The organism is Ruegeria sp. CDSA193 (assembly GCF_059611885.1).
Window position 1 is genome coordinate 39,143 of sequence record NZ_JBXWPN010000014.1, and the last position, 21,649, is coordinate 60,791.

General features: G+C 57.9%; 17 protein-coding genes and 1 tRNA gene. 9 read left to right on the plus strand and 9 right to left on the minus strand.

Features of this window, described 5'->3' with window-relative positions; all coding sequences use genetic code 11:
• The first annotated feature begins 343 nt into the window (after positions 1-343).
• Positions 344-1,042, plus strand: coding sequence for a fumarylacetoacetate hydrolase family protein (locus AC2FLG_RS20275; protein ID WP_496707751.1), 699 nt, complete (start codon positions 344-346; stop codon positions 1,040-1,042).
• Here AC2FLG_RS20275 and AC2FLG_RS20280 read toward each other — a convergent pair.
• Both AC2FLG_RS20280 and AC2FLG_RS20285 read right to left on the minus strand, forming a co-directional pair.
• The gene (locus AC2FLG_RS20280; protein ID WP_496703614.1) at positions 1,035-2,249 is read right to left on the minus strand and encodes a winged helix-turn-helix domain-containing protein; all 1,215 of its coding nucleotides are present in this window, start codon (positions 2,247-2,249) and stop codon (positions 1,035-1,037) included. The genes AC2FLG_RS20275 and AC2FLG_RS20280 overlap by 8 nt on opposite strands.
• Before the next feature lie 3 nt (positions 2,250-2,252).
• Positions 2,253-3,278, minus strand: a complete 1,026-nt coding sequence (locus tag AC2FLG_RS20285; RefSeq protein ID WP_496690504.1) for a LacI family DNA-binding transcriptional regulator — start codon at positions 3,276-3,278, stop codon at positions 2,253-2,255.
• Between the two features lie 115 nt (positions 3,279-3,393).
• On the opposite strand from AC2FLG_RS20285, the gene AC2FLG_RS20290 reads away from it, so the two are divergent.
• Positions 3,394-3,470: transfer RNA gene (locus AC2FLG_RS20290), tRNA-Arg, on the plus strand.
• Positions 3,471-3,901: 431 nt separating this feature from the next.
• On the opposite strand, the gene AC2FLG_RS20295 is transcribed toward AC2FLG_RS20290, so the two are convergent.
• From AC2FLG_RS20295 to AC2FLG_RS20310, 4 genes are all read right to left on the minus strand, one after another.
• On the minus strand, positions 3,902-4,189 hold the full coding sequence (locus AC2FLG_RS20295) for an HU family DNA-binding protein (RefSeq protein ID WP_142637567.1): 288 nt from the start codon (positions 4,187-4,189) through the stop codon (positions 3,902-3,904).
• 130 nt (positions 4,190-4,319) lie between these two features.
• Positions 4,320-5,783 (minus strand): AMP nucleosidase, encoded by a 1,464-nt coding sequence (locus AC2FLG_RS20300; protein ID WP_496707753.1) that lies wholly within the window; start codon positions 5,781-5,783, stop codon positions 4,320-4,322.
• Positions 5,780-7,582 (minus strand): adenine deaminase, encoded by a 1,803-nt coding sequence (ade, locus tag AC2FLG_RS20305; RefSeq protein ID WP_496707754.1) that lies wholly within the window; start codon positions 7,580-7,582, stop codon positions 5,780-5,782. The genes AC2FLG_RS20300 and ade overlap by 4 nt, the downstream gene beginning before the upstream one ends.
• A gap of 143 nt (positions 7,583-7,725) precedes the next feature.
• On the minus strand, positions 7,726-8,601 hold the full coding sequence (locus AC2FLG_RS20310) for a LysR family transcriptional regulator (protein ID WP_496693079.1): 876 nt from the start codon (positions 8,599-8,601) through the stop codon (positions 7,726-7,728).
• Positions 8,602-8,717: 116 nt separating this feature from the next.
• Here AC2FLG_RS20310 and AC2FLG_RS20315 point away from each other — a divergent pair, with 116 nt between their 5' ends.
• Positions 8,718-9,473, plus strand: a complete 756-nt coding sequence (locus AC2FLG_RS20315; protein ID WP_142637575.1) for a class II aldolase and adducin N-terminal domain-containing protein — start codon at positions 8,718-8,720, stop codon at positions 9,471-9,473.
• Between the two features lie 12 nt (positions 9,474-9,485).
• Entirely contained in the window at positions 9,486-10,475 is a 990-nt protein-coding gene (locus AC2FLG_RS20320) for a sterol desaturase family protein (protein WP_282022513.1), read from the plus strand.
• Here the strand turns inward: AC2FLG_RS20320 and AC2FLG_RS20325 are convergent.
• A complete protein-coding gene (locus AC2FLG_RS20325) occupies positions 10,472-11,413 on the minus strand; it encodes a GlxA family transcriptional regulator (RefSeq protein ID WP_496707755.1) in 942 nt (313 codons plus the stop codon). The genes AC2FLG_RS20320 and AC2FLG_RS20325 overlap by 4 nt on opposite strands.
• Positions 11,414-11,490: 77 nt before the next feature.
• Here AC2FLG_RS20325 and AC2FLG_RS20330 point away from each other — a divergent pair, with 77 nt between their 5' ends.
• Genes AC2FLG_RS20330 through AC2FLG_RS20340 form a run of 3 tightly spaced genes read left to right on the plus strand, consistent with a single transcriptional unit; the run spans position 11,491 to position 15,442 of the window.
• Positions 11,491-12,651 carry an acyl-CoA dehydrogenase family protein gene (locus AC2FLG_RS20330; RefSeq protein ID WP_496707756.1) on the plus strand — a complete coding sequence of 387 codons (1,161 nt, stop codon included), beginning with the start codon at positions 11,491-11,493 and terminating at the stop codon, positions 12,649-12,651.
• Complete coding sequence (locus AC2FLG_RS20335) at positions 12,648-14,666, plus strand: acetate--CoA ligase family protein (protein WP_496707758.1); 2,019 nt, start codon at positions 12,648-12,650, stop codon at positions 14,664-14,666. The genes AC2FLG_RS20330 and AC2FLG_RS20335 overlap by 4 nt, the downstream gene beginning before the upstream one ends.
• A complete protein-coding gene (locus AC2FLG_RS20340) occupies positions 14,663-15,442 on the plus strand; it encodes a carnitinyl-CoA dehydratase (RefSeq protein ID WP_281973956.1) in 780 nt (259 codons plus the stop codon). The genes AC2FLG_RS20335 and AC2FLG_RS20340 overlap by 4 nt, the downstream gene beginning before the upstream one ends.
• Before the next feature lie 6 nt (positions 15,443-15,448).
• Here AC2FLG_RS20340 and AC2FLG_RS20345 read toward each other — a convergent pair whose 3' ends face one another.
• Positions 15,449-16,081 (minus strand): class I SAM-dependent DNA methyltransferase, encoded by a 633-nt coding sequence (locus AC2FLG_RS20345; RefSeq protein ID WP_496707760.1) that lies wholly within the window; start codon positions 16,079-16,081, stop codon positions 15,449-15,451.
• A gap of 89 nt (positions 16,082-16,170) precedes the next feature.
• On the opposite strand from AC2FLG_RS20345, the gene AC2FLG_RS20350 reads away from it, so the two are divergent.
• Complete coding sequence (locus AC2FLG_RS20350) at positions 16,171-17,016, plus strand: SDR family oxidoreductase (RefSeq protein ID WP_271952583.1); 846 nt, start codon at positions 16,171-16,173, stop codon at positions 17,014-17,016.
• Between the two features lie 4 nt (positions 17,017-17,020).
• Here AC2FLG_RS20350 and AC2FLG_RS20355 read toward each other — a convergent pair whose 3' ends face one another.
• Positions 17,021-18,640 carry a GMC family oxidoreductase gene (locus AC2FLG_RS20355; protein WP_496707762.1) on the minus strand — a complete coding sequence of 540 codons (1,620 nt, stop codon included), beginning with the start codon at positions 18,638-18,640 and terminating at the stop codon, positions 17,021-17,023.
• Between the two features lie 428 nt (positions 18,641-19,068).
• On the opposite strand from AC2FLG_RS20355, the gene katG reads away from it, so the two are divergent.
• Entirely contained in the window at positions 19,069-21,270 is a 2,202-nt protein-coding gene (gene katG, locus AC2FLG_RS20360; RefSeq protein WP_496707763.1) for a catalase/peroxidase HPI, read from the plus strand.
• The last annotated feature ends 379 nt before the right edge of the window (positions 21,271-21,649 follow it).

Consider the following 21,649-nt stretch of genomic DNA (forward strand, 5'->3'; position numbering starts at 1 on the left):
GGTGGTCCGCCGCCTTTGTGAGTGGTGACGTCTCAGTGCTGAACGCTTTCTGTTAGCAACAAGCTAGCGCGATACAGCCGTTTTCCAAGGTTTGACGGCTAAAAACTGAATGAGCTGTAGCTGTGTTTTCAGTCGCATGTTGAAAGTAAGCCCAGCGCCATAAGTAGCCATGTCTGCGAATTTTGAAACACGCGCAGGCTTACCGGTTCGATTTGGGCAAGCCTGTGCCGAATTATCCCCGAATTGTCGGCAAAAACCGGCGTGCGGGTTTCCAAGGATTGCGACTTGCTCTGGTTTATGCCCTTTAATATCCACTTTAACTGACCTGTATTATGGCGGTATGATGATGGGTAGCCTGTTCTCTATTCCTGATCCGATCGCTTTGCCGGTTACCGGCGAGGACGACACATACCCGGTTGGGCGAATCTTTTGTGTGGGCAGGAACTATGCCGCACATGCGGCTGAAATGGGACATGAGGTCGACCGTGAGGCCCCTTTCTATTTCACCAAGGCCGCTGCAAACGCGGTCCTGTCTGGGGTGACGACGGCTTACCCTCCGGGGACCGAAAATTTTCACCATGAGATGGAGCTGGCTGTTGCAATCGGAAAGCCGGTTTTTCAAGCTGATACTTCTCAGGTGCAGGAAGCGGTGTTTGGCTTTGGCTGCGCCCTGGACATGACCCGACGTGATCTGCAAATTCGCGAGCGCAACAAACAGCGCCCTTGGGATCTTGGAAAAGATTTCGAGAATGCAGCCGTATTTGCCCCTCTGACCCGCGTGAGCGATTGGCAACCTGATCCGCAAAAGCGCATCGTTTTGCGCGTTAACGGCGAAATCCGTCAGGACGCAACCTTGGAGGAGCTGATCTGGTCGATCGATGAGATCATCAGCCACCTGTCCGGCTATTACCACCTGCAACCGGGCGATCTGATCCTGACCGGAACGCCCGCCGGTGTCGGGCCGGTCCAGCCCGGAGATTCACTGGAAGGTGAGGTTGACGGGTTGCAGCCGGTCAAATTGAGTATATCAGACCCTAAATAGGGTCTTTTTGCCAATTCTCGGCAAATTCTATGTCATCCAACCCGGCAAAGCGACGAACCCGGTCCAGTTCGGCCTGTAGGCGGCGCGTGCGGGCATCTGACCACCGTACTGTTCGTTCTGGCCACAGGGCGCTGACCCGCAGCACCGACTGATCGCGATGGGCCTTCATGTCGATCCGGCCAATCAGCCGGTCGCCTTCGAGAAGCGGGAAAACATAATAGCCATAGGTGCGTTTAGGGGCAGGAACAAAAACCTCGATCCGGTAGTGAAACCCAAACAGCCGCTGCGCACGGTCACGGTCACGCAGCATGGGGTCAAACGGGCTCAGCACTCTGATCCGACCCGGCGCTGGGGCGATCTGCGCGGCTTGTTCAGCAACACCCGGGCGTGCAAACAGTTTCCTGACCTGACCATTGGCACATTCGATCTCGATCTCTTCGACATGGCCTTCGGTCAAGGCGGTTTTGCACCAGTCTCGGGCTTCTGCGCTGCTGACGGTATCCCAAAACGCCGCCAATTCGCCCGAGGTCGCAAACCCCTGCCGGTCAAGTGCCGCATGGCACAGCCAATCCACGGTATGTTCGGCGTCATAAGGCATATTGCCGGGGCAAAGATGCGTTTCAATCACCCGTTCGGTCAGGTCATAGCGTTTCTGGAACCCCTGCCTGCCGATCACGGTCAGCGCGCCCGAGCGCCAGAGGAATTCAAGCGCGGTTTTCGACGGGTGCCAATCCCACCATCCACCGGAGCCTTTCTTTTCGTCTTTTCCCACATCCGACGAGGAAACTGGCCCATGATCGCGTATATGCTGCAATACGGTTTCAAATTGCTGCTCAAACCCATCGCGACGCCAGTTTTTCCAGCGCGATTTCAGCAGGTCAGCGTCGCGCTGAAACCGTAGATGCCAATGGGGGTAGAACTCCATCGGAATGACTGCGGCATCATGGGTCCAATGTTCGAACAGCCCACGGTCACGTTCATACACATGCTTGAGGTTTTTGGCGCGATAGGCGGGCCTGCGGGAAAACAGGATCATGTCATGGGCGCGGGCGACCGTGTTGATACTGTCCAGCTGAACAAATCCCAGACGCCTGATCAATTCAAGCAGGTCAGGCCCTTTCGCAACCCCTGACGGCTGTTCTGCCAGCGCGTGCCGGTCCATGAACAGGGCGCGGGCCGCCCGATTGTTCAGCCTTTGCATCGCCATGGGTCAGCGGCGTTTCAGCGTATCGCCATAACTGATCTTGGGGGTCAGAGTTATGCGGTTTTCGACCTCGGAAGCGGGATCGGAAAGCTGAACGGCGATTATCTCGGCTGCCTTGCGCCCAATCTCGTGTCGACATGCATCCATTGTGGCCAGCTTGCGCGGCAGACCCTGTAACAGTTCGACATTGTTGAACCCTGCCAAACCGATCTGGCCTGGAATGTCTATCCCCTGGTCCAACAGATACAGCAATCCACCAGCACCAATCATGTCGTTGGAATAATACAGGAAATCCAGATCCGGTGAGCGTTCCAACATGGCTTGAGTCATCTCGCGGCCTTTGGCCAAGGCCGAGCCCCCGGAATAAAACTCGCGGTCTTCGATCTCGATCCCATGCTTGCCCAGCACTTCGGTAAAGCCTTCGAACCGTTTCCGAGCGCGGTGATCCAGGGGCATTTTGGTGCCCATAAAGCCGATATGTTCATAGCCCGCTTTCAGGATCGCCTGTGCCATCTCACGTCCAGCGCGGCGATGGGAAATCCCGACCATCGCGTCCACCGGCTTACCATCGGTGTCCATGATCTCGACCACCGGAATCCCCGCCGAATCCAGCATGGCGCGTGCGGCATCGGTATGTTCCAATCCGGCGATGATCACGCCCGAGGGCCGCCACGAGAGCATCTCGTACAGGACTTTTTCCTCTTTTTCGGGCAAATAATCGGTGACGCCGACCACTGGCTGTAGCTCGGTATCCTCAAGAATCTGATTGATCCCGGTCAGCACCTCGGGGAACACCATGTTCGACAGCGAAGGGATGATCACCGCCACAAGGTTCACCCGGCTTGAGGCAAGCGCACCAGCGATTTTGTTCGGCACGTATCCCAGCTCTTTTGCTGCGGCCAGAACGCGTGTGCGGGTCGCATCCGACACGTCACCCCGATTGCGCAGAACCCGGCTGACCGTCATCTCAGACACTCCGGACGCTTCAGAAACATCACGAAGGGTGAGCGGGCGTTTGTTTTCTGTGGTCACGGGGTGCACCTGCGTTGTTGTTTTGTCCGATGGTAGCGTGAACAGGACGCATTTTACAACTGCCCTTCAAAGCCGATGACAACCCGAAAAAACCACGCTACAGAGAGTTTTGCGCGGCCCCGTGGCTCAACTGGATAGAGCAGCCCCCTCCTAAGGGGCAGGTTGCAGGTTCGAATCCTGCCGGGGTCGCCAAGATATCTAATGAAATCATTTATTTTCCGAACTTTAGATAATTCACTCGCTTCGAAAGGTGACACATGACTAAAAATTGGTTCGGATGAGCCAATCAAAACATCCATCGCCGAGAATGAATTTCTTTTGGGGCGAGTGCGGCAAAACAAATTACTGGTCCGAAAGTCGACCGGATATTGTCCGTTCTTGCTCTGTGACGGGGCCAGCCTCGCGAATTTGTGGCATTCGCCAGCTTAGGCCACCGGTCCTGTTGCGCACCCAGCCAATGAGCGCGGCGCTAGATTTATTCTTCGCTGATCTCAGATTGCATAACACCAGTCTGACCACGGCCGGCCTCCCAAAGCCTTATAAAAAACTGGCTTCAATAGGGGGGTAAAAGAAAAAGGGCCCCCAAGCGGCGGCCCTTGATCGTTTTGCAGTGAAAGCTGGGATCAGCCGTTCACGCTGTCCTTCAGCGCCTTCGCAATGGTCATTTTGACCACTTTGTCGGCTTCTTTCTTGAACTGCTCGCCGGTGGCAGGGTTACGCACCATGCGCTCGGGGCGCTCGCGACAGTAGATTTTGCCGACACCAGGCAGGGTCACCGCGCCGCCCGCCGACACTTCGCGGGTGATCAGGCCGGTCATGGCCTCCAGCGCAGTGTTCGCAGCTTTCTTGTCGGTTCCCATTTCCTCAGCGAGAGCAGCAACCAGCTGAGTCTTTGTCATAGGCTTTGCCATTTCTTGGTCTCCTTAACGTGCCCGATAAATAGGGCCTCACCGCGTAACTGTAACGGGATATTGTAGGTGAACACAACGAATAGTAGCGTCGAAAACCCTAAAAATAGGGGGAATTCGTTGCTTTTTTGCTTCAGAGAAAGGCCGTTTCATCAAAGGAACGCAATTTCCGGCTGTGCAGGCGCTCCAGCGGCATGCCCCTCAGGTGCTCCATCGCACGAATTCCGATCGCGAGATGGCGGCTGACCTGCGTGGTATAGAAGGCAGAGGCCATGCCAGGAAGCTTTAATTCGCCGTGCAACGGCTTGTCTGAAACACAGAGCAACGTGCCATAGGGAACACGGAACCGATAGCCGTTGGCGGCAATGGTCGCGCTTTCCATATCCAGCGCGATTGCCCGTGATTGGCTGAGTCGCTGTACCGGGCCGGATTGGTCGCGCAGTTCCCAGTTGCGGTTATCGACCGAAGCGACGGTGCCTGTGCGCATGACCCGTTTCAGCTCATAACCTTCCAGCTCGGTGACCTCGGCTACAGCCTGTTCCAGCGCAACCTGAATCTCGGCCAAAGGCGGAATCGGCACCCAGACCGGCAGGTCATCATCCAGAACCTTGTCTTCGCGCAGATAGGCATGGGCCAGAACAAAATCGCCCAATGCCTGTGTGTTGCGCAGCCCGGCACAGTGGCCAACCATCAGCCAGGCATGCGGGCGTAGCACGGCGATATGATCGGTCGCGGTTTTGGCGTTCGACGGACCGACGCCGATGTTGACCAGCGTGATACCCGATCCATCCGCCCGCTTTAGGTGATAGGTCGGCATCTGCGGCAGCTTCAGGGGTTGTTCCAGCGTTCCGCCTTCGGTGGTGATCTCGACATTTCCGGTCGAGACAAAGCTGGTATAGCCACTGTCTGGTTCGGCCAGCTGCGCGCGTGCATAGTTTTCGAATTCCGAGACGTAGAACTGATAGTTGGTGAACAGCACATGGTTCTGGAAATGACTGGGATCAGTCGCAGTGTAATGTGCCAGCCGGGCCAGTGAATAGTCGACCCTTTGCGCAGTAAACAAAGACAGCGGGCCGTCTTCTTCCTCGTGGTCATGGACGCCATTGACGATGTCGTCATGGGTGGTTGTCAGGTCCGGTACGTCGAATACATCGCGCAGGGTAAATCCGGCGGCGCCCTGATGCGGAACGATCAGATCAGGATTGTTGGCCACGGCGAAATGAACCGGAATGGGTGTGTCCGAAGCCCCGATCGTGACCGGCTGGTCATGGTTTCTGATCAAAAGGGCAATCTGTTGGGTCAAATAGGACCGGAACAGATCTGGCCGCGTTACAGTGGTCGAGTGGATGCCCGGTTCCGAGACGTGACCAAAACTTAGCCGGCTGTCGACCCGCGCATAGGAGGAGGTTTTGATGCGAATTTCCGGGTAATAGGCTCTGAAGCGTTCAGTTGGTGCTCCGTGCTCGATCACATTGGCAAAGTTCTCGCACAGGAAGCTGGTGGCTTGCTCGTACAGTTCTTCCAACCTTGCGACCGCGGCTGCGGGATCGGTGAAGTTCTCGGGCGCGGGGGCCTTAGGTGCTCGTATTATTGTCATGCAAGGGGTTCCAAAAGATCGATCTTTTCAAATTTGCGCACATCCACCAGCCCGACATCCGAGATCCGCAATTCTGGGATCACCACCAGGGCCAGCAATGAGTGCTGCATATAGGCGTTGTTCAGTTTACAGCCACAGGCCTGCATGGCCCGAACCATTTGTTCGGCCTTGGCGGCCACTTCGGCTGCCGGGCTATCAGACATCAGTCCAGCGATGGGCAGTTCCACCAGCGCCAGTTCCTCACCGTCTCGGAAAATGGTGATGCCACCGCCGATCTCGGCCAGCCGATTTGCGGCAAGGGCCATCTGTTCGCGGTCGGTCCCAACAACAATCATATGGTGACTGTCATGGGCAACGGTCGAAGCCATTGCCATGCGCCCCTGATATCCAAACCCCGAGACAAAGGCGTTTGTGACCCCGCCCGTTGCACGGTGGCGTTCGACAAGCGCAATCTGGCAGACCTCACCCTCGGCTTCGACCAGGCCGCCAATGATGGGCAGTTCGGCCTTTAACGCTTTGGTCGGGGCCTGGTTTTCGACCACACCAATCACATTGGCCTGAACGCGGTTCGCCCCTTTGGGGGCCTCGATCTGAAAATCCGCGCTGGTCAGGGCATGGCCCAGATGCACGGTGTTTCGAGCGGCTGCAGGCCAATTCAGATGCGGGCAGTCCACAGTGATCTTGCCGTCCTCAGCCACGATTTGGCCGCGCGCTATGACAAGCTCGATGGGCAGGTCCTTCAGGTCCGAGCTGAGGATGATATCCGCCCGGCGCCCGGGCGTGATCGAGCCGATATCGCGCTCCAACCCGAAATGCGTAGCTGTATTGATCGTTGCCATCTGCAGCGCCACCAAAGGGTCACAGCCACAGGCAATCGCATGGCGCACCACGCGGTTCATATGCCCTTCATTGACCAATGTGCCGGAGTGGCAATCATCCGTGCACAGGATGAAGTTGCGCGGATCCAGCCCTTTCTCGGTGATGGCGGTAATCTGACTTTCGACGTCATACCAGGCCGATCCCAACCGCATCATGGATCGCATCCCCTGACGCACCCGCGCGATGGAGTCGGCTTCGCAGGTGCCTTCGTGGTCATCCGCCGGGCCGCCTGCCACATAGGCAGCAAAGTCAGGCCCTAAATCAGGCGAAGCATAGTGCCCGCCAACGGTTTTCCCTGCCCGTTGGGTCGCGGCAATCTCGGCCAGCATCTTGGGATCGCCATGAATGACGCCTGGGAAATTCATCATCTCGCCCAGTCCGATGATGCCCGGCCAGTTCATCGCCTCGGCCACGTCTTCGGGGGTGATCTCATAACCGGTGGTCTCAAGCCCTGGCGCCGACGGCGCGCAAGAAGGCATCTGGGTGAAAATGTTAACGGGCTGCATCAGCGCCTCGTCATGCATCATTCGAACGCCGTCCAGGCCCAGCACGTTGGCTATTTCGTGCGGGTCAGTGAACATGCTTGTCGTGCCATGAGGGATAACGGCCCCCGCAAATTCGGCCGGGGTCAGCATTCCTGATTCGATATGCATATGCCCGTCGCACAGGCCGGGCAGCATATACCGCCCCTCTGCCTCGATGATCCGGGTGTTCGGGCCGACGCAGTGCGAAGCATCGGGGCCAACATAGGCGATACGTCCATCGACAATCGCGATGTCATGATCGGGCAGGGCTTCGCGGCTGTGCACGTTAACCCAGATCCCGCTGCGGACAACAAGGTCAGCGGCTTGACGCCCTGCGGCGACAGCGATCAAACGGGGGGCGGTATCGGGCCAGCTTGGGAAAGGTGTGAATTCCATGGCCCAACTTTCCCGAACGCACGGAAAGGTGCAACCCCTGCTCGGCAGTTATCATGATTCCGTCATGCAGCGCGTCAGCGGTGTTGTGCCTAGCCCCGTGAAGGTCCCGTAAGAGCCGCTATGCTAGGTAGGAGAGCCACGGCCTAGCCAGGGAACGTTTTCGCAATCTCGCGCCGGACCCATTCGGCAAAGGCAATCGCTCCTGGTGACTCTTCTGCCTGAGGCGACAGCAACAGGTAATAAGCCTCTGGTACAACTGCGCGATATTCGAATGGTGCAACCAATCGACCTTCATCAATCAAGTCGCGCGCGATTGTGTCATGCGTCAGGCACAAGCCACCCCCGGCCATCGCAACCGACAGGCTGACCAGATAGGTGGTGGAATATGTGATCGGAGGATTTTCCCAAATTAGACCCTGATCTTCGATCCAATTCTGCCAATTCGACAGCAGGTTTGAGCAGTCATACAAAGGGGTTCGCTGTAGTGTATCCAGCGACACCTCATAGCCCGGCGCGCAAACCGGATAATAATGATCGGATCGCAGCAGTTCGGTTCGCACCGTGTCCGACGGTCTGAGCGAAAACCGAATTTCTACTGCAGCCCCCTCCGCCATTTCCCGGGGCTCCCACAACTCGGTGAATATGTTCAGCTGTACAGACGGGTGTTCGGCCTGAAACATTGGAAGGCGGGGGGCCAGCCAGTTGACCGCAAAAGTGATGTTGCATTGTACCTGCACCGCGTTCTGCTGGGCCCCGGTCACGGCCCGCGTTCCGCGCAGTAATGTGCGAAATGCCTCACGCACGACAGGGAGATAGCTGATCCCGGCCCCGGTCAATTCAAGTGCGCGGGGACGGCGCAGGAAAAGCGGTTGGCCAAGATAGGCCTCAAGCGACTTGATTTGCTGGCTGACTGCACTTTGTGTCATGTTCAGGTCGCGCGCTGCCGCGGTAAAGGACAGGTGGCGGGCCGCGGCCTCGAAAGTCCGAAGCCAACCCAACGGGGGCAGCTGTTTTTGCATGGGCATAACCTGGCCATTAGTTCAGCTTATGAAATAGGCGCGATTTTTTCGTTGGTCAATTTTTTCTACTGCGGGCACGGTTTTCCAATCAAGCAATCCGCTGACAGGAGACGGAAATGAGCGTTGCCAGCTTGCGCCCCAATATTGACCATTGGCCTGAACGTGTGGATTTGGCGGCCACATTTCGATGGGCTGAACGTCTGAATATGCACGAAGGGGTCGCAAACCATTTTAGCTTGGCGGTGAATCAGGACGGCACACAATTCTTGATGAACGCCAATCAGATGCATTTTGCACGAGTTAAAGCATCGAACCTGCTTTTTCTGGATGCCAAAGACGCTGATGTCATGACCCAACCCGGCGCACCGGACCCAACTGCCTGGGGCCTGCATGGTTCGATTCACCGGCACTGTCCTCATGCCCGCTGTGTAATGCATGTGCATTCCATCTTTGCCACGGTTCTGGCCTCGTTGGCCGACAGCACATTGCCGCCGATCGATCAGAACACCACTACGTTTTACAACCGTTATGTGGTCGATCACGAATTTGGTGGACTTGCTTTCGAAAGCGAGGGGGAACGTTGCGCAACCATGCTGGCAGACCCAAAAAAGAAAGTCATGATCATGGGTAATCATGGGGTTTTGATTTTGGGCAGTAACCCGGCAGATGCCTTTAATAGACTCTATTATTTCGAGCGCGCTGCCGAAACGTATATCCGTGCCTTACAGACCGGCCAACCCCTGCGCGTTTTGTCAGACGAGATTGCGGAAAAGACCGCGCAAGAGTTGGAAGATTATCCCGATCAGGCCGAGGCACATCTGCGTGAGATCAAAGCGCTGTTGGATGCTGAAGGCTCGGATTACGCAAGCTGACGAGATACCCGGATGACGGATTCTGATCAAAATCCCGAAGCAGCCCGCTGGCACTATCACCCTCAGGGGCCGGTGGCTTTGAACCCGTTGTTCAACTGGCCACCCCGCCCATCAGCGGTGTTGAGGTGGTATGGTGGCGCGTGGCTGCAAATTACTTCTCTGACGCTGTGCATGGGGCTTGCTGCAACGGTCTATGTGCTGTTTTTCCCTGGTTTAGAGACGATGAAGACCTTTCAGCCCGGCTGGATGTTCCGAATCTGGTTGCTGAACATGGTGCCTCAGATTCTGGTCGCGGGCGGGCTGCATTGGTGGCTGTACATGCGCAAAGGGCAGGGCATGTACAAGAAGTTCGACCGCCGGGATCTGACCCGGGACAACGGGACCTTCACTTTTCGCAATCAGGTCTGGGACAATATCTGGTGGACCCTGGGCAGCGCCATGAGTGTCGCCACGATTTACCAATGGGGGATCTATTGGGCGATGGCCAATGGCTATGTGCCCACGGTCACATGGTCCACCGCGCCGGTCTGGTTTGTGGTCTGGATGTTGCTCATCCCCATGTGGTCGGGGCTGCATTTCTATTGGGTGCATCGGCTGGAGCATCACCCGAAGCTCTATAAACATGTCCACGCCGTGCATCACCGCAACGTCAATATCGGGCCGTGGTCGGGGATATCAAATCACTGGTTTGAGAACCTGTTGTACTTCACCACCTATTTCATCCACCTGATCGTGCCGTCGCACCCGATACATTTGTTATTCCACGCCTATTTCCAGCAGGTCAGCCCGGTTCTGTCCCATTCCGGGTTCGAAAAGCTGAAAGCCGGGGAGACCGAGGCCGCCCGCGCAGGCGATTTTTTCCACCAGCTGCATCACCGGTATTTCGAGTGCAACTATGGCACCTCAGAGATCCCGTTCGACAAGTGGTTTGGCACCTATCATGACGGCTCGGCCGAGGCGACAACGCGCACGCGGGCTTATAAAAAGCAGATGTATACCTAGCCGACCCGTAAGGCACGGGGGGTGATCCCGAATTCGGCCCGGAAGGCGCGGGTCAAGGCGCTGGGATCGTCGTATCCGGCCCGCAGGGCGATCTCGCTGACAGTCAGGTCGGTTTCTGCCACCAGCTTCCGCGCCAAATTCAGGCGCAAGCGGCGATAGACCTGGGCCGGACCCGCCCCCAGTTCGGATTGCATCCTTGTGGACAATGCCTTGTGCGAGCGTCCGACCTGTCGGGCGATATCCGTAATGGGCAGCGGGGTTTCAAGATTTTCCTGCATCAATGCCAAGGCCTTGTTCACATACCCACTGGTTGCCCCGACCCCTCCAGAATGAGACCGAGCGGAATCGCGGGACATGAACAACTGCGCGACTTCCAGGGCCAGTGCCTGCCCGTGGTCATGACCGATAAGATGCAACACAAGATCAAAAGCTGCCATGGCGCCGGAACAGGTAATGCGATTCCGGTCTAGGACATACCGCTCGCGCCGGGCGTCGATTTCGGGGAACCGCTCGGTAAAGCCGGTCAGCTCTTCCCAATGGATGGTGGCGCGATACCCGTCCAGCAGTCCGGCCAGCGCCAGCAGCCAGCTTCCGGTGTCCAGCCCAGCCAGAACGTCATAGCGATTTGCGGCGGATCGCAATCCGGTCAGCGTCGGCCAGCCGCCATGCGCGCGAAACCCATATGATGGCATCACCATCAATGTACCGCCGCGGGCAGATTGCAGTCTTGCGTGCGGCGTAACCTGCAACCCCGAGGATGATGTGACCGGCCCTTCTGTCAGCGACAGGAATTCCCAGTCATACAGTTTTCGTCCAGCCAGCGAATTGGCCGCGCGCAGGGGTTCGACGGTGTTGGCAAGGCAATGGTTTGAAAACCCATCAAAAAGCAGAACCCCGAATTGCTGCATCGCGGCAGGCGATTTTGTCCATTTTCGCATGGTTAACGTCTATTTCTGCACGATAAACTTTGCAACCCGGGCCACGATATCGCAAGCCCAAGATGTGGAGACCGCAGATGCAATATGGCCTGACCGACGAGCAAGAGATGATCGCCGCGACTGTTCGCAGTTTCGTCGAGAAAGAGATCTATCCACATGAAGAGCTGGTTGAACGTACCGGCGAGGTTCCGCAGGAAATAGCGGATGAGATCAAGCGCAAGACCACTGAATTGGGTTTCTATGCCTGCAATTTTCCAGAAAGCGTCGGATGTGCCGGGCTGAACCATCGGGAATTTGCACTGGTCGAGCGCGAACTGGGCCGGGGTTCGATGGCCTTGAACCACTTCTTTGGCCGTCCGCAAAACATCCTGATGGCCTGCGAGGGCGAGCAAGTCGAACGCTATCTGATGCCCGCAGTTCGGGGCGAAAGGATGGATGCACTGGCGATGACCGAACCAGGTGCAGGTTCGGATGTGCGTGGTATGAAATGTGCCGCAGTTCGAGACGGCGGAGATTGGGTCGTCAACGGGACCAAACATTTCATCTCGGGCGCGGAGCATGCCGATTTCATCATCGTTTTCATCGCGACGGGTGAAGATCAGACGCCAAAAGGTCCAAAGAAACGGATCACAGCCTTTCTTGTGGATCGCGGCACGCCGGGATTCACCATCCGGGACGGGTATAAATCGGTCAGCCACCGGGGCTATAAGAACATGGTCCTGGATTTTGACGATTGTCGCCTGCCCGACAGTCAGGTGTTGGGCGAGGTCGATGGCGGGTTCGAGGTGATGAATACCTGGCTATATGCCACCCGCATCACCGTGGCGACCATGTCGGTCGGACGCGCACGTCGCGCCTTTGACTATGCGCTGGACTATGCAGCCACGCGTGAACAATTCGGTCAGAAAATCGGCAAGTTCCAGGGCGTGTCATTCCAGATCGCCGATATGATCACCGAAATCGATGCCGCTGACCTGTTGACACTGGCAGCGGCCGACCGGCTGGACAAAGGGCTGCCTGCAAACCGCGAGATTGCCTCGGCCAAGCTCTATGCGTCCGAAATGCTGGCACGGGTGACTGACGCCGCGATTCAGGTGCATGGCGGCATGGGGCTGATGGACGATTACCCGCTGGAACGGTTCTGGCGCGATGCGCGTGTCGAACGCATCTGGGACGGTACAAGCGAGATTCAGCGTCACATCATCAGTCGTGAGCTGTTGCGGGCACTTGGCGCATGACAACGGCGCTGGCACGGGCGTTGAACCCCAGCTCCATTGCTGTGATCGGTGGTGGGGCTTGGTGCGCGTCAGTCATTCAACAGGCGCGCAAGTTCGGGTTTCAGGGCGATATCTGGCCGGTCCATCCCAAAGCCGCCGAGGTCGCCGGAGAGCGCGTTTTTGCGCGGCTCGAGGATTTGCCCACAGCCCCGGATGTGGCCTTTGTGGGCATCAATCGTCATGCAACAATCGAGGCGGTTCAGGCGCTGGCAGCGATCGGGGCAGGGGGTGCGGTTTGTTTCGCGTCGGGGTTCACCGAGGCGCGAGCCGAGGATGATCTGGGCGCCGATCTGCAGGACCAGTTGATTGCAGCCGCCGGGGAAATGCCTGTTCTGGGTCCCAACTGCTATGGTTTCGTCAACGGGCTGGACCAAGTCGCAGTCTGGCCGGATCAGCATGGGATGCAACCGGTGGAACGAGGCGTAGCGATCCTGACGCAAAGTTCGAATATTGCAATCAACATGACCATGCAACGCCGGGCCCTGCCGCTGGCGTTCATGCTGACCTGCGGGAATCAGGCGCAGACACATCAGGCTGACGTTGCCTCAACACTTCTGGACGACGACCGGATCACCGCTATCGGTGTTCATATCGAGGGGTTTGGCGATCTGCGAAAATGGGAGGCTTTGGCCGACAAGGCACGCAGACGGGGCGTATCGGTCGTTGCTTTGAAAATGGGCCGCTCCTCCCATGCGCAGGCGGCGACGATTTCGCATACCGCGTCTTTGGCAGGTGGTGATGCGGGCGCGCAGGCGTTTCTGGACCGGTTGGGAATCGCCCGGCTGGACGACATTCCCAGCTTTTTGGAATGCCTCAAGCTGTTGCATGTCACGGGTCGGTTGGACGGCACCGGGTTGAGCACGATCAGCTGCTCGGGTGGTGAGGCCAGCCTCGCCGCCGATATGTCAGAGGGGCGTGATCTGCATTTCCCCCCCTTGACCGAGGCACAGAAAACTGACCTGCGGGCGGCTTTGGGCCCAATGGTGGCGTTGGCGAACCCGCTAGACTACCACACCTATATATGGCGCGATACCGAAGCGATGACCCGCGCGTGGTCGGCGATGACCGGGCCGGAACAGGCCATTACCATCGCGATTGTCGACTATCCTCATACCGACGCGTCGGATTGGGAGTGCGCCACCCAAGCGGCGTTGAACTGCGCTGCCCGGACCGGGCGACCCTTTGCCGTTGCCGCGACATTGCCCGAACTGATGCCCGAGGATGTGGCGAAGCGCCTGCTGGACGGCGGTGTGGTGCCCTTTGCCGGTCTGCATGAAGCCTTGGCTGCGGTTGAGGCCGCCGCGCGGCCGGTTGCGGCACCGGCTGATCCGGTACTGTTGCCCTCGCAGGCTGAGGCAGACCATGTCTTGACCGAAGCAGAAGCCAAACGGGCGCTGGCAGATCATGGTCTGCGGATTCCTCAATCCGTAGTGACGCGTCCGGACAAGGCTGCGCATGCTGCATCGAATCTGACCGCGCCTTTCGCGGTCAAGGGCGTCGGGCTTGCGCATAAATCCGAACACGGTGCGGTGCGCCTTGGCGTCGGCTTGGACGATCTGAGCGCGGTTGCGACCGAGCTTGGAACCGACGAAGTTCTGATCGAAGAGATGGCCCAAGGCGGTGTTGCCGAGTTATTGATCGGCGTCACCCGTGATCCGGTCCATGGCTATGTTCTGACGCTAGGGGCTGGAGGCGTGCTGACCGAAATTCTGCGCGACAGTGTTTCAGTGCTGATCCCGTCATCCCGGGACGTGGTCCGTCAGGCGCTGGGCAAGCTGAACTGTGCGCCGTTGCTGGAGGGGTATCGCGGTAAACCGGCGGCGGATACCGAGGCGATCCTGAATGCAGCCGAGGCTGTGCAAGCCTATGTTATTGCCAATGCAGCCCATGTCAGCGAAGTTGAAATCAATCCACTCATCTGCAATCCCGATGGCGCTGTGGCTGTGGATGCTCTGATCCGAAAGGCACGTATATGAACCCGGTTAAAACCAAGCGCGATGGCGCGATTCTGCAGGTCACTCTGGACCGACCCAAGGCAAATGCCATTGATCTGGCCACCAGCCGGATCATGGGTGAAGTGTTCCGCGAATTCCGCGATGATCCTGAGTTGCGCGTGGCCATCCTGACCGGTGGTGGCGAAAAGTTCTTTTGCCCGGGGTGGGACCTGAAGGCCGCCGCGGACGGAGACGCCGTGGACGGAGATTATGGAGTCGGCGGTTTTGGCGGGCTGCAGGAATTGCGGGATATGAACAAGCCTGTCATCGCTGCGGTGAACGGGATTGCCTGTGGTGGCGGGCTGGAACTGGCGCTGAGTGCGGATATGATCATCGCTGCAGAGCATGCCAGCTTTGCCCTGCCCGAAATCCGGTCGGGCACCGTGGCCGATGCGGCCAGTGTAAAGCTGCCAAAACGCATCCCCTACCATATCGCGATGGAGCTGCTGCTGACTGGCCGCTGGTTCGATCCGGTTGAGGCAAAAGGGTGGGGCCTGATCAACGAGATCGTCCCAGGTGATCAGCTTTTAGACCGGGCATGGGAACTGGCCCGTTTATTGGCCAGCGGCCCCCCGCTGGTTTACGCGGCGATCAAAGAGATCGTGCGCGACGCCGAAGATTCCAAGTTTCAGGATGCCATGAACCGGATCACCGGGCGGCAGTTGCCGACGGTGGACATTCTATATGGTTCTGAAGACAACCTCGAAGGCGCGCGCGCCTTTGCCGAGAAACGCGACCCGGTCTGGAAAGGGCGCTGAGCGGGTTCAGATCTTCTCGAACATTGCGATAAGGGCGGTATCGTCCCGGTTGGGCCCGGCAGCCAGGTTGCCGTAGATTCGAACTTCGGCCAGGGACAGGTTTTGTATCTGCCCATGGGCAAGCTGGTGCAGTGCGTCAGCAAATCCCAGAGATTCGTAGTGTTTCGCGTTAATCGACAGAGCGAATTGCGCGCCTGTCCGGGCCACGTTCAACAGCGCGGGCAGGGCCTCGGGGCCGAGATGGCCATGGGTAAATGTGCCCGAGGACACAATGCCCGAATAGCTGTCGCGCGGCACCGGGATGCCCTGGTTCAGGTCAGCCTCAATCGCGTCGCGGTAGATGTCTTTGCGCAGGGCCTGATCCAGCATCTCGGCGCTGATATCGGTGGCGTCGATCGGACCAACGCCCAACCCGGCCAGTACCGCACCGCAAAGCCCGGTGCCTGCACCGACATCCAAAACCGGACCCTGTCCCCCGGCGCTGACAAAGGCGCGGGCGGTGTGGATATGCAACTGATAGTCCTCGCGCGCCGCAAAACCGTCATCATAGTCGCCGGCCCATTCGGCATAAAGCCGTTTGTGGTCCTCGGGGCTGTCTAGCGCATAAGCTGCATGCAGGTCGGGCGATTTTGTACTCATGACTCATGAAAGGCGTATGTGGGGATTCGAATCAAGTATCCAGTGGCGGGTGCTTGCATCTTGGACCATTGGCGATCATCAAGAAGGATATGGTTAAGACACTCTTTTCATTCGGTCACGGATATTCGGCGCAGGCCCTGTCGCGGCATCTTGAACCGGCGGGTTGGCGCGTATTCGGAACTACGCGCGATCCGGCGCAATCGGGTGCGGTCCGCGCATCCGGTGCCGAACCGGTGATCTGGCCAGGTCAGACGGTTGATTTGGACGGGGTAACACATCTGTTGATTTCGACCGCGCCGAATGCGGGCGGAGATCCAGTGCTGGCGGCGCTTGGCGACAAAATCGCTGACCGCGCAGGTCAGTTCGATTGGGTCGGATACCTTTCCACAACCGCAGTCTATGGGGACCACAAAGGCGGTTGGGTGGACGAGGCGACCCTTCCTTCACCAATGGCCGAGCGCGGCAGGTGGCGCGTCCGGGCCGAGACACAATGGCAAGACATTCCGGGCCTGCCCGTCCACATCTTTCGCCTTGCCGGGATATATGGCCCCGGGCGCGGCCCATTTTCCAAACTTAAACGGGTGGGAATGCGCCGCATAATCAAACCGGGGCAGGTGTTCTCGCGCATCCATGTGGCGGACATCGCGCAGGTGCTTGCGGCGTCGATGGCATCGCCAAACCCAGGTGCGATTTACAATGTCTGTGACGATGAGCCGGTGCCGCCACAGGATGTCATCGCCTATGCGGCTGAGCTGCAAGGCCTGCCTCTGCCCGCTGCGGTTCCGTTCGACCAGGCCGATATGTCCCCGATGGCCCGAAGTTTCTATAATGAAAACAAGCGGGTCAAGAATGACCGGATCAAGGATGAACTGGGTATCCGGCTTTTGTATCCGGATTACCGCGCTGGACTGCAGGCCCTGATGAAGGACGGCTGAGCCCTTATCGGGCGGTGGCTTTGATCAGGTCCGCGGCTTTCTCGGCGATCATGATGGTTGGGGCGTTGGTGTTTCCCGAAACCAGAGTAGGCATGACCGATGCATCGACCACGCGCAGCCCCTCGATCCCGCGCACACGCAGTTCGGGGTCAACCACGGCCATCGCATCCACACCCATTTTGCAGGTTCCGACCGGGTGATAGATCGTATCGGCGCGAGCGCGAATATGGTGCTCCCAATCCGCATCGGTCTGAGCGTCATCCATGCCGTACATCGCTTTGTGCCGGAATTTACTGAAGGCCGGCGCGTGCAGAATGTCTTTGGTCATACGCGCGCCCTTGATCAGCGTGTCCAGATCGCGGTCATCGGACAGGTAAGCCGGATCAATGGCCGGAGCGGCAAAGGGATCGGCGCTGTGCAGCCCGACCGTGCCACGGCTTTCGGGGCGCAATTTGCACACATGGCAGCCGAACCCATAGCCATAATGCAGCTTCCTTGCATGATCATCGGCCAAGGAAATGACGAAGTGCAGCTGGATGTCGGGGCGATCCAATTCCGGGGAGGTTTTCAGAAACGCGGCGCCCTCGGCAAATGGTGTGGCCGCCATCGACTTGCCGGTCTTACGCCAGCGCCAAATATGTCCTGCGAAATTCAGTGCGGCAGCGACACCGATGCCGAATGTGTTGGTGTCCCGGGTTTTATAGAGCAGCGTGAAATCCAGATGGTCCTGCAGGTTCTTGCCAACGCCCGGCAGGTCGTGCCGCACCTCGATCCCATGTTTGACCAGATCATCAGCGGCACCAATCCCGGATAGCTGCAACAACTGCGGAGTTTGAAGTGCACCGGCGCAAACCAGAACCTCGCGCCTGGCGGAGACAGTGATATCCGCACCTTTGGCCTTTTTCCTGTACACCACACCGGTGGCCCGCTTTCCTTCAAAGGTCAGCTCTTTGGCATGGGCGTCGGTAATGACCGTCAGGTTCGGGCGGTCCATGACCGGAAAGACATAGGCCGCCGCTGCCGAGCATCGCTCGCCATTCTTCGACGGGTCGTGAAACTGTGTGACCTGATACAGACCAACGCCCTCGTTATCGCCCCGGTTGAAGTCCCGGCTTCGGCGGTGCTGCATCTGTTCGGCAGCTTCAATAAAGGCAAGCGTGATCGGGCGCGGCTGTTTCTGGTTTGACACGTGCAGAGGGCCGCTGTCGCCGTGATGGTCGTCGGCACCATCTTCGTTATGTTCGGACATCTTGAAATAGGGAAGGACGCTGTCCCAGTCCCAACCGGCACAGCCCAGTTCAGCCCAGCCATCATAGTCCTGACGCTGACCCCGGACGTACAACATTGCGTTAATCGCGCTGGACCCGCCCACCGTCTTGCCGCGCGGCTGATATCCTTTGCGGCCGTTCAGCCCCGGTTGGGCCACGGTTTCAAATGCCCAGTTGTTGATTTTCGGCCGCCCCGGCAGCGAGGCCACTGTTGCCGCGGGCAATCTGGTAAGCATGCCGTTGCCGCCGTTTCCGGCTTCAAGAAGGCAGACACGTATTCCAGGATCTTCGCTCAGACGACCGGCAAGAACCGAACCGGCGGATCCTGCGCCGACAATTACATAGTCAAATTGCATTCAGACTCCAAAAATTTTCGGAACCGGCAGTCAAATACGCCGGTCAATCTGTATTAGGCGCGGATCCGAACAAAAGAACCCGCGCTCGTGTCGTTCATAAAGACAGTGGTCGCATACGGATGAAAAACAAGGGCTGTGGTCTATATGTGACCCAAGGTTATTCAGGGATTTGAAAATTGCTCCGATTGCACGGGATCCGGGGATGTTCTCTTCATAATTATTTCCTATGGTTTTCATCATTAAACAAAACTTTTATGCATGAATGCAATTTGCTATTTCTGACTAGGTCAGGACTTCAGGAATACCGATACCCTTGCCAGATGCTCAGTGTATTTGGATGGGGAAAACGTGTCTTGAATCTGTGTTCTTGATTACCACGAATTTCACTGCGCAAGATCGCCGGATATTAGCTAGGATTGGAGACCGATATGGACGGAAGTGATAACCCCAAAGCAGGCGGATGCCCTGTGATGCACGGCGCTGGAACCCGTTCCAACCGGGATTGGTGGCCGAACCAGCTAAACCTGTCGATCCTGCACCAGCACGGAGCGGCTTCGAATCCTCTGGGTTCGGATTTCGACTATGCTGAAGAGTTCAAAAAGCTGGATATGAAGGCGCTGAAAGAAGACCTATATGCGCTGATGACGGATTCACAGGAGTGGTGGCCGGCGGATTATGGCCATTATGGTGGTCTGTTCATTCGGATGGCCTGGCATAGTGCAGGCACCTACCGGACGGCAGATGGCCGTGGCGGGGCCTCGACCGGGAACCAGCGTTTTGCGCCGCTCAACAGTTGGCCGGACAACGGTAACCTCGACAAGGCGCGTCGTCTGCTGTGGCCGATCAAGCAAAAATACGGAAACCAGATTTCCTGGGCTGACCTGATGATCCTGGCAGGTAACTGCGCCATCGAATCCATGGGTGGCAAAACCTTTGGTTTTGCCGGCGGCCGTGCCGATATCTGGGCCCCCGAAGAAGACATCTATTGGGGAACCGAGACAGAATGGCTGGCCCCGACCGACAATCCGCAGAGCCGGTATTCCGGTGAGCGCGATCTGGAAAACCCACTGGCCGCAGTGCAGATGGGCCTGATCTATGTAAACCCTGAAGGTCCGGACGGAGAGCCCAACGTTCTGGCTTCGGGTCGTGACATCCGCGACACCTTTGGCCGTATGGCAATGAATGACGAGGAAACCGTTGCTCTGGTTGCTGGTGGTCACACCTTCGGCAAGGCGCATGGCGCGGGCGATCCCGATCTGGTCGGCCCCGAACCCGAAGCCGCCCCGATCGAAGAGATGGGCTTTGGTTGGATCAACAAGTTTGGGTCCGGCAAGGGTGACGATACCACCACTTCAGGGGTCGAGGGCGCCTGGACCGCAAATCCGATCCAATGGGATAACGGCTATTTCGACCTGCTGTTCGGATATGACTGGAACCTGACCAAAAGCCCTTCGGGCGCGTGGATTTGGGAACCGGTGAATGTCAAAGAAGAAGACATGGCCCCGGCGGCGCATGACGCGTCGAAGAAGGTCAAAACCATGATGACCACCGCCGACATGGCGATGCGCATGGACCCGATCTATGGTCCGATCTCAAAGCGTTTTCACGAGAACCCGGAAGAATTCGCTGACGCTTTCGCCCGTGCATGGTTCAAACTGACCCACCGCGACATGGGCCCGCGTTCGAATTACATCGGCGAGGAATCTCCGGCCGAGGAACTGCTGTGGCAAGACAATGTCCCCGCCGTGGATCACGAGCTGATCGGTGACGCGGATGTGGCCGAGCTGAAGGCTAAGATCGCGGCCACTGGCCTGTCGGTGTCCGAGCTGGTTTCGACCGCATGGGCTTCGGCCTCGACCTTCCGCGGCTCGGACAAGCGCGGCGGAGCCAATGGCGCGCGTATCCGTCTTGCTCCGCAGAGAGACTGGGACGCGAACGAACCGATGAAGCTGGCCAAGGCGCTGACCGCGCTTGAGGGCGTTCAGGCGGCGTTCAACGGCGCACAATCCGGGGGCAAGAAAGTGTCTCTGGCCGACGTGATCGTTCTGGCTGGTAATGTGGGTGTCGAACAGGCCGCCAAGGCCGGTGGTCAGGAGGTTGAGGTTCCGTTCACACCTGGCCGCACCGATGCGACGCAAGATCAGACCGATGTGGACAGCTTTGCCGTGCTCGAGCCCGAGGCCGACGGCTTCCGCAACTATCAGAAGACGGATTATTCGGTTTCACCCGAAGAGCTTCTGGTCGACAAGGCCCAGCTGCTGACGCTGTCGGCGCCGGAAATGACCGCATTGGTTGGCGGTCTGCGCGTGATCGGAGCCAACTTCGGTGGCACCAAGCATGGTGTGTTGACCGACCGCGTTGGCACGCTCAGCACCGACTTCTTCACCAACCTGCTGGACATGGGCACCGAGTGGAAGCCCTCGGGCAAAGGCGTCTATGAAGGTCGGGACCGCGCCAGCGGTGAGGTCAAATGGACTGGTACACGCGTCGATCTGGTCTTCGGTTCCAACTCGCAACTGCGGGCGCTCGCTGAGGTCTACGGTCAGACGGGTGCCGAGGGTAAATTTGTCTGTGACTTTGTCTCGGCCTGGAACAAGGTGATGAACGCGGATCGTTTTGATCTGAAGTAAATCGACGATCATCGCAGAGATAGCGCCGCCCGAGGGGACTCGGGCGGCGTTTTCTTTGGGTCGGATCCCGCAGGCATACCAACCATTGGGTACGATTCCGCCTAAAGCTCTGACAAACCCCCGCATCACGCAGCGCCCGATCGAGTTTCTTACCCAAATTATTAAGCTAACTTATTGTTTTCATTAATATGGGCGAGTTTCAGCAGAGAAATGTGAAGTTTTTTCAAAATGGGGGTTGCAGGTCCCAGACCTAATCCGTAAATACCCCTTCACCGGCGCTGCTGAGGCGGCGCTGACGGGTCGGAGAGACGACCGGACGCATCGGAGAGACGGTGGAGACGCTCAGGAGAGGCTGGGGGCATCTTAGGGAATGATTTAG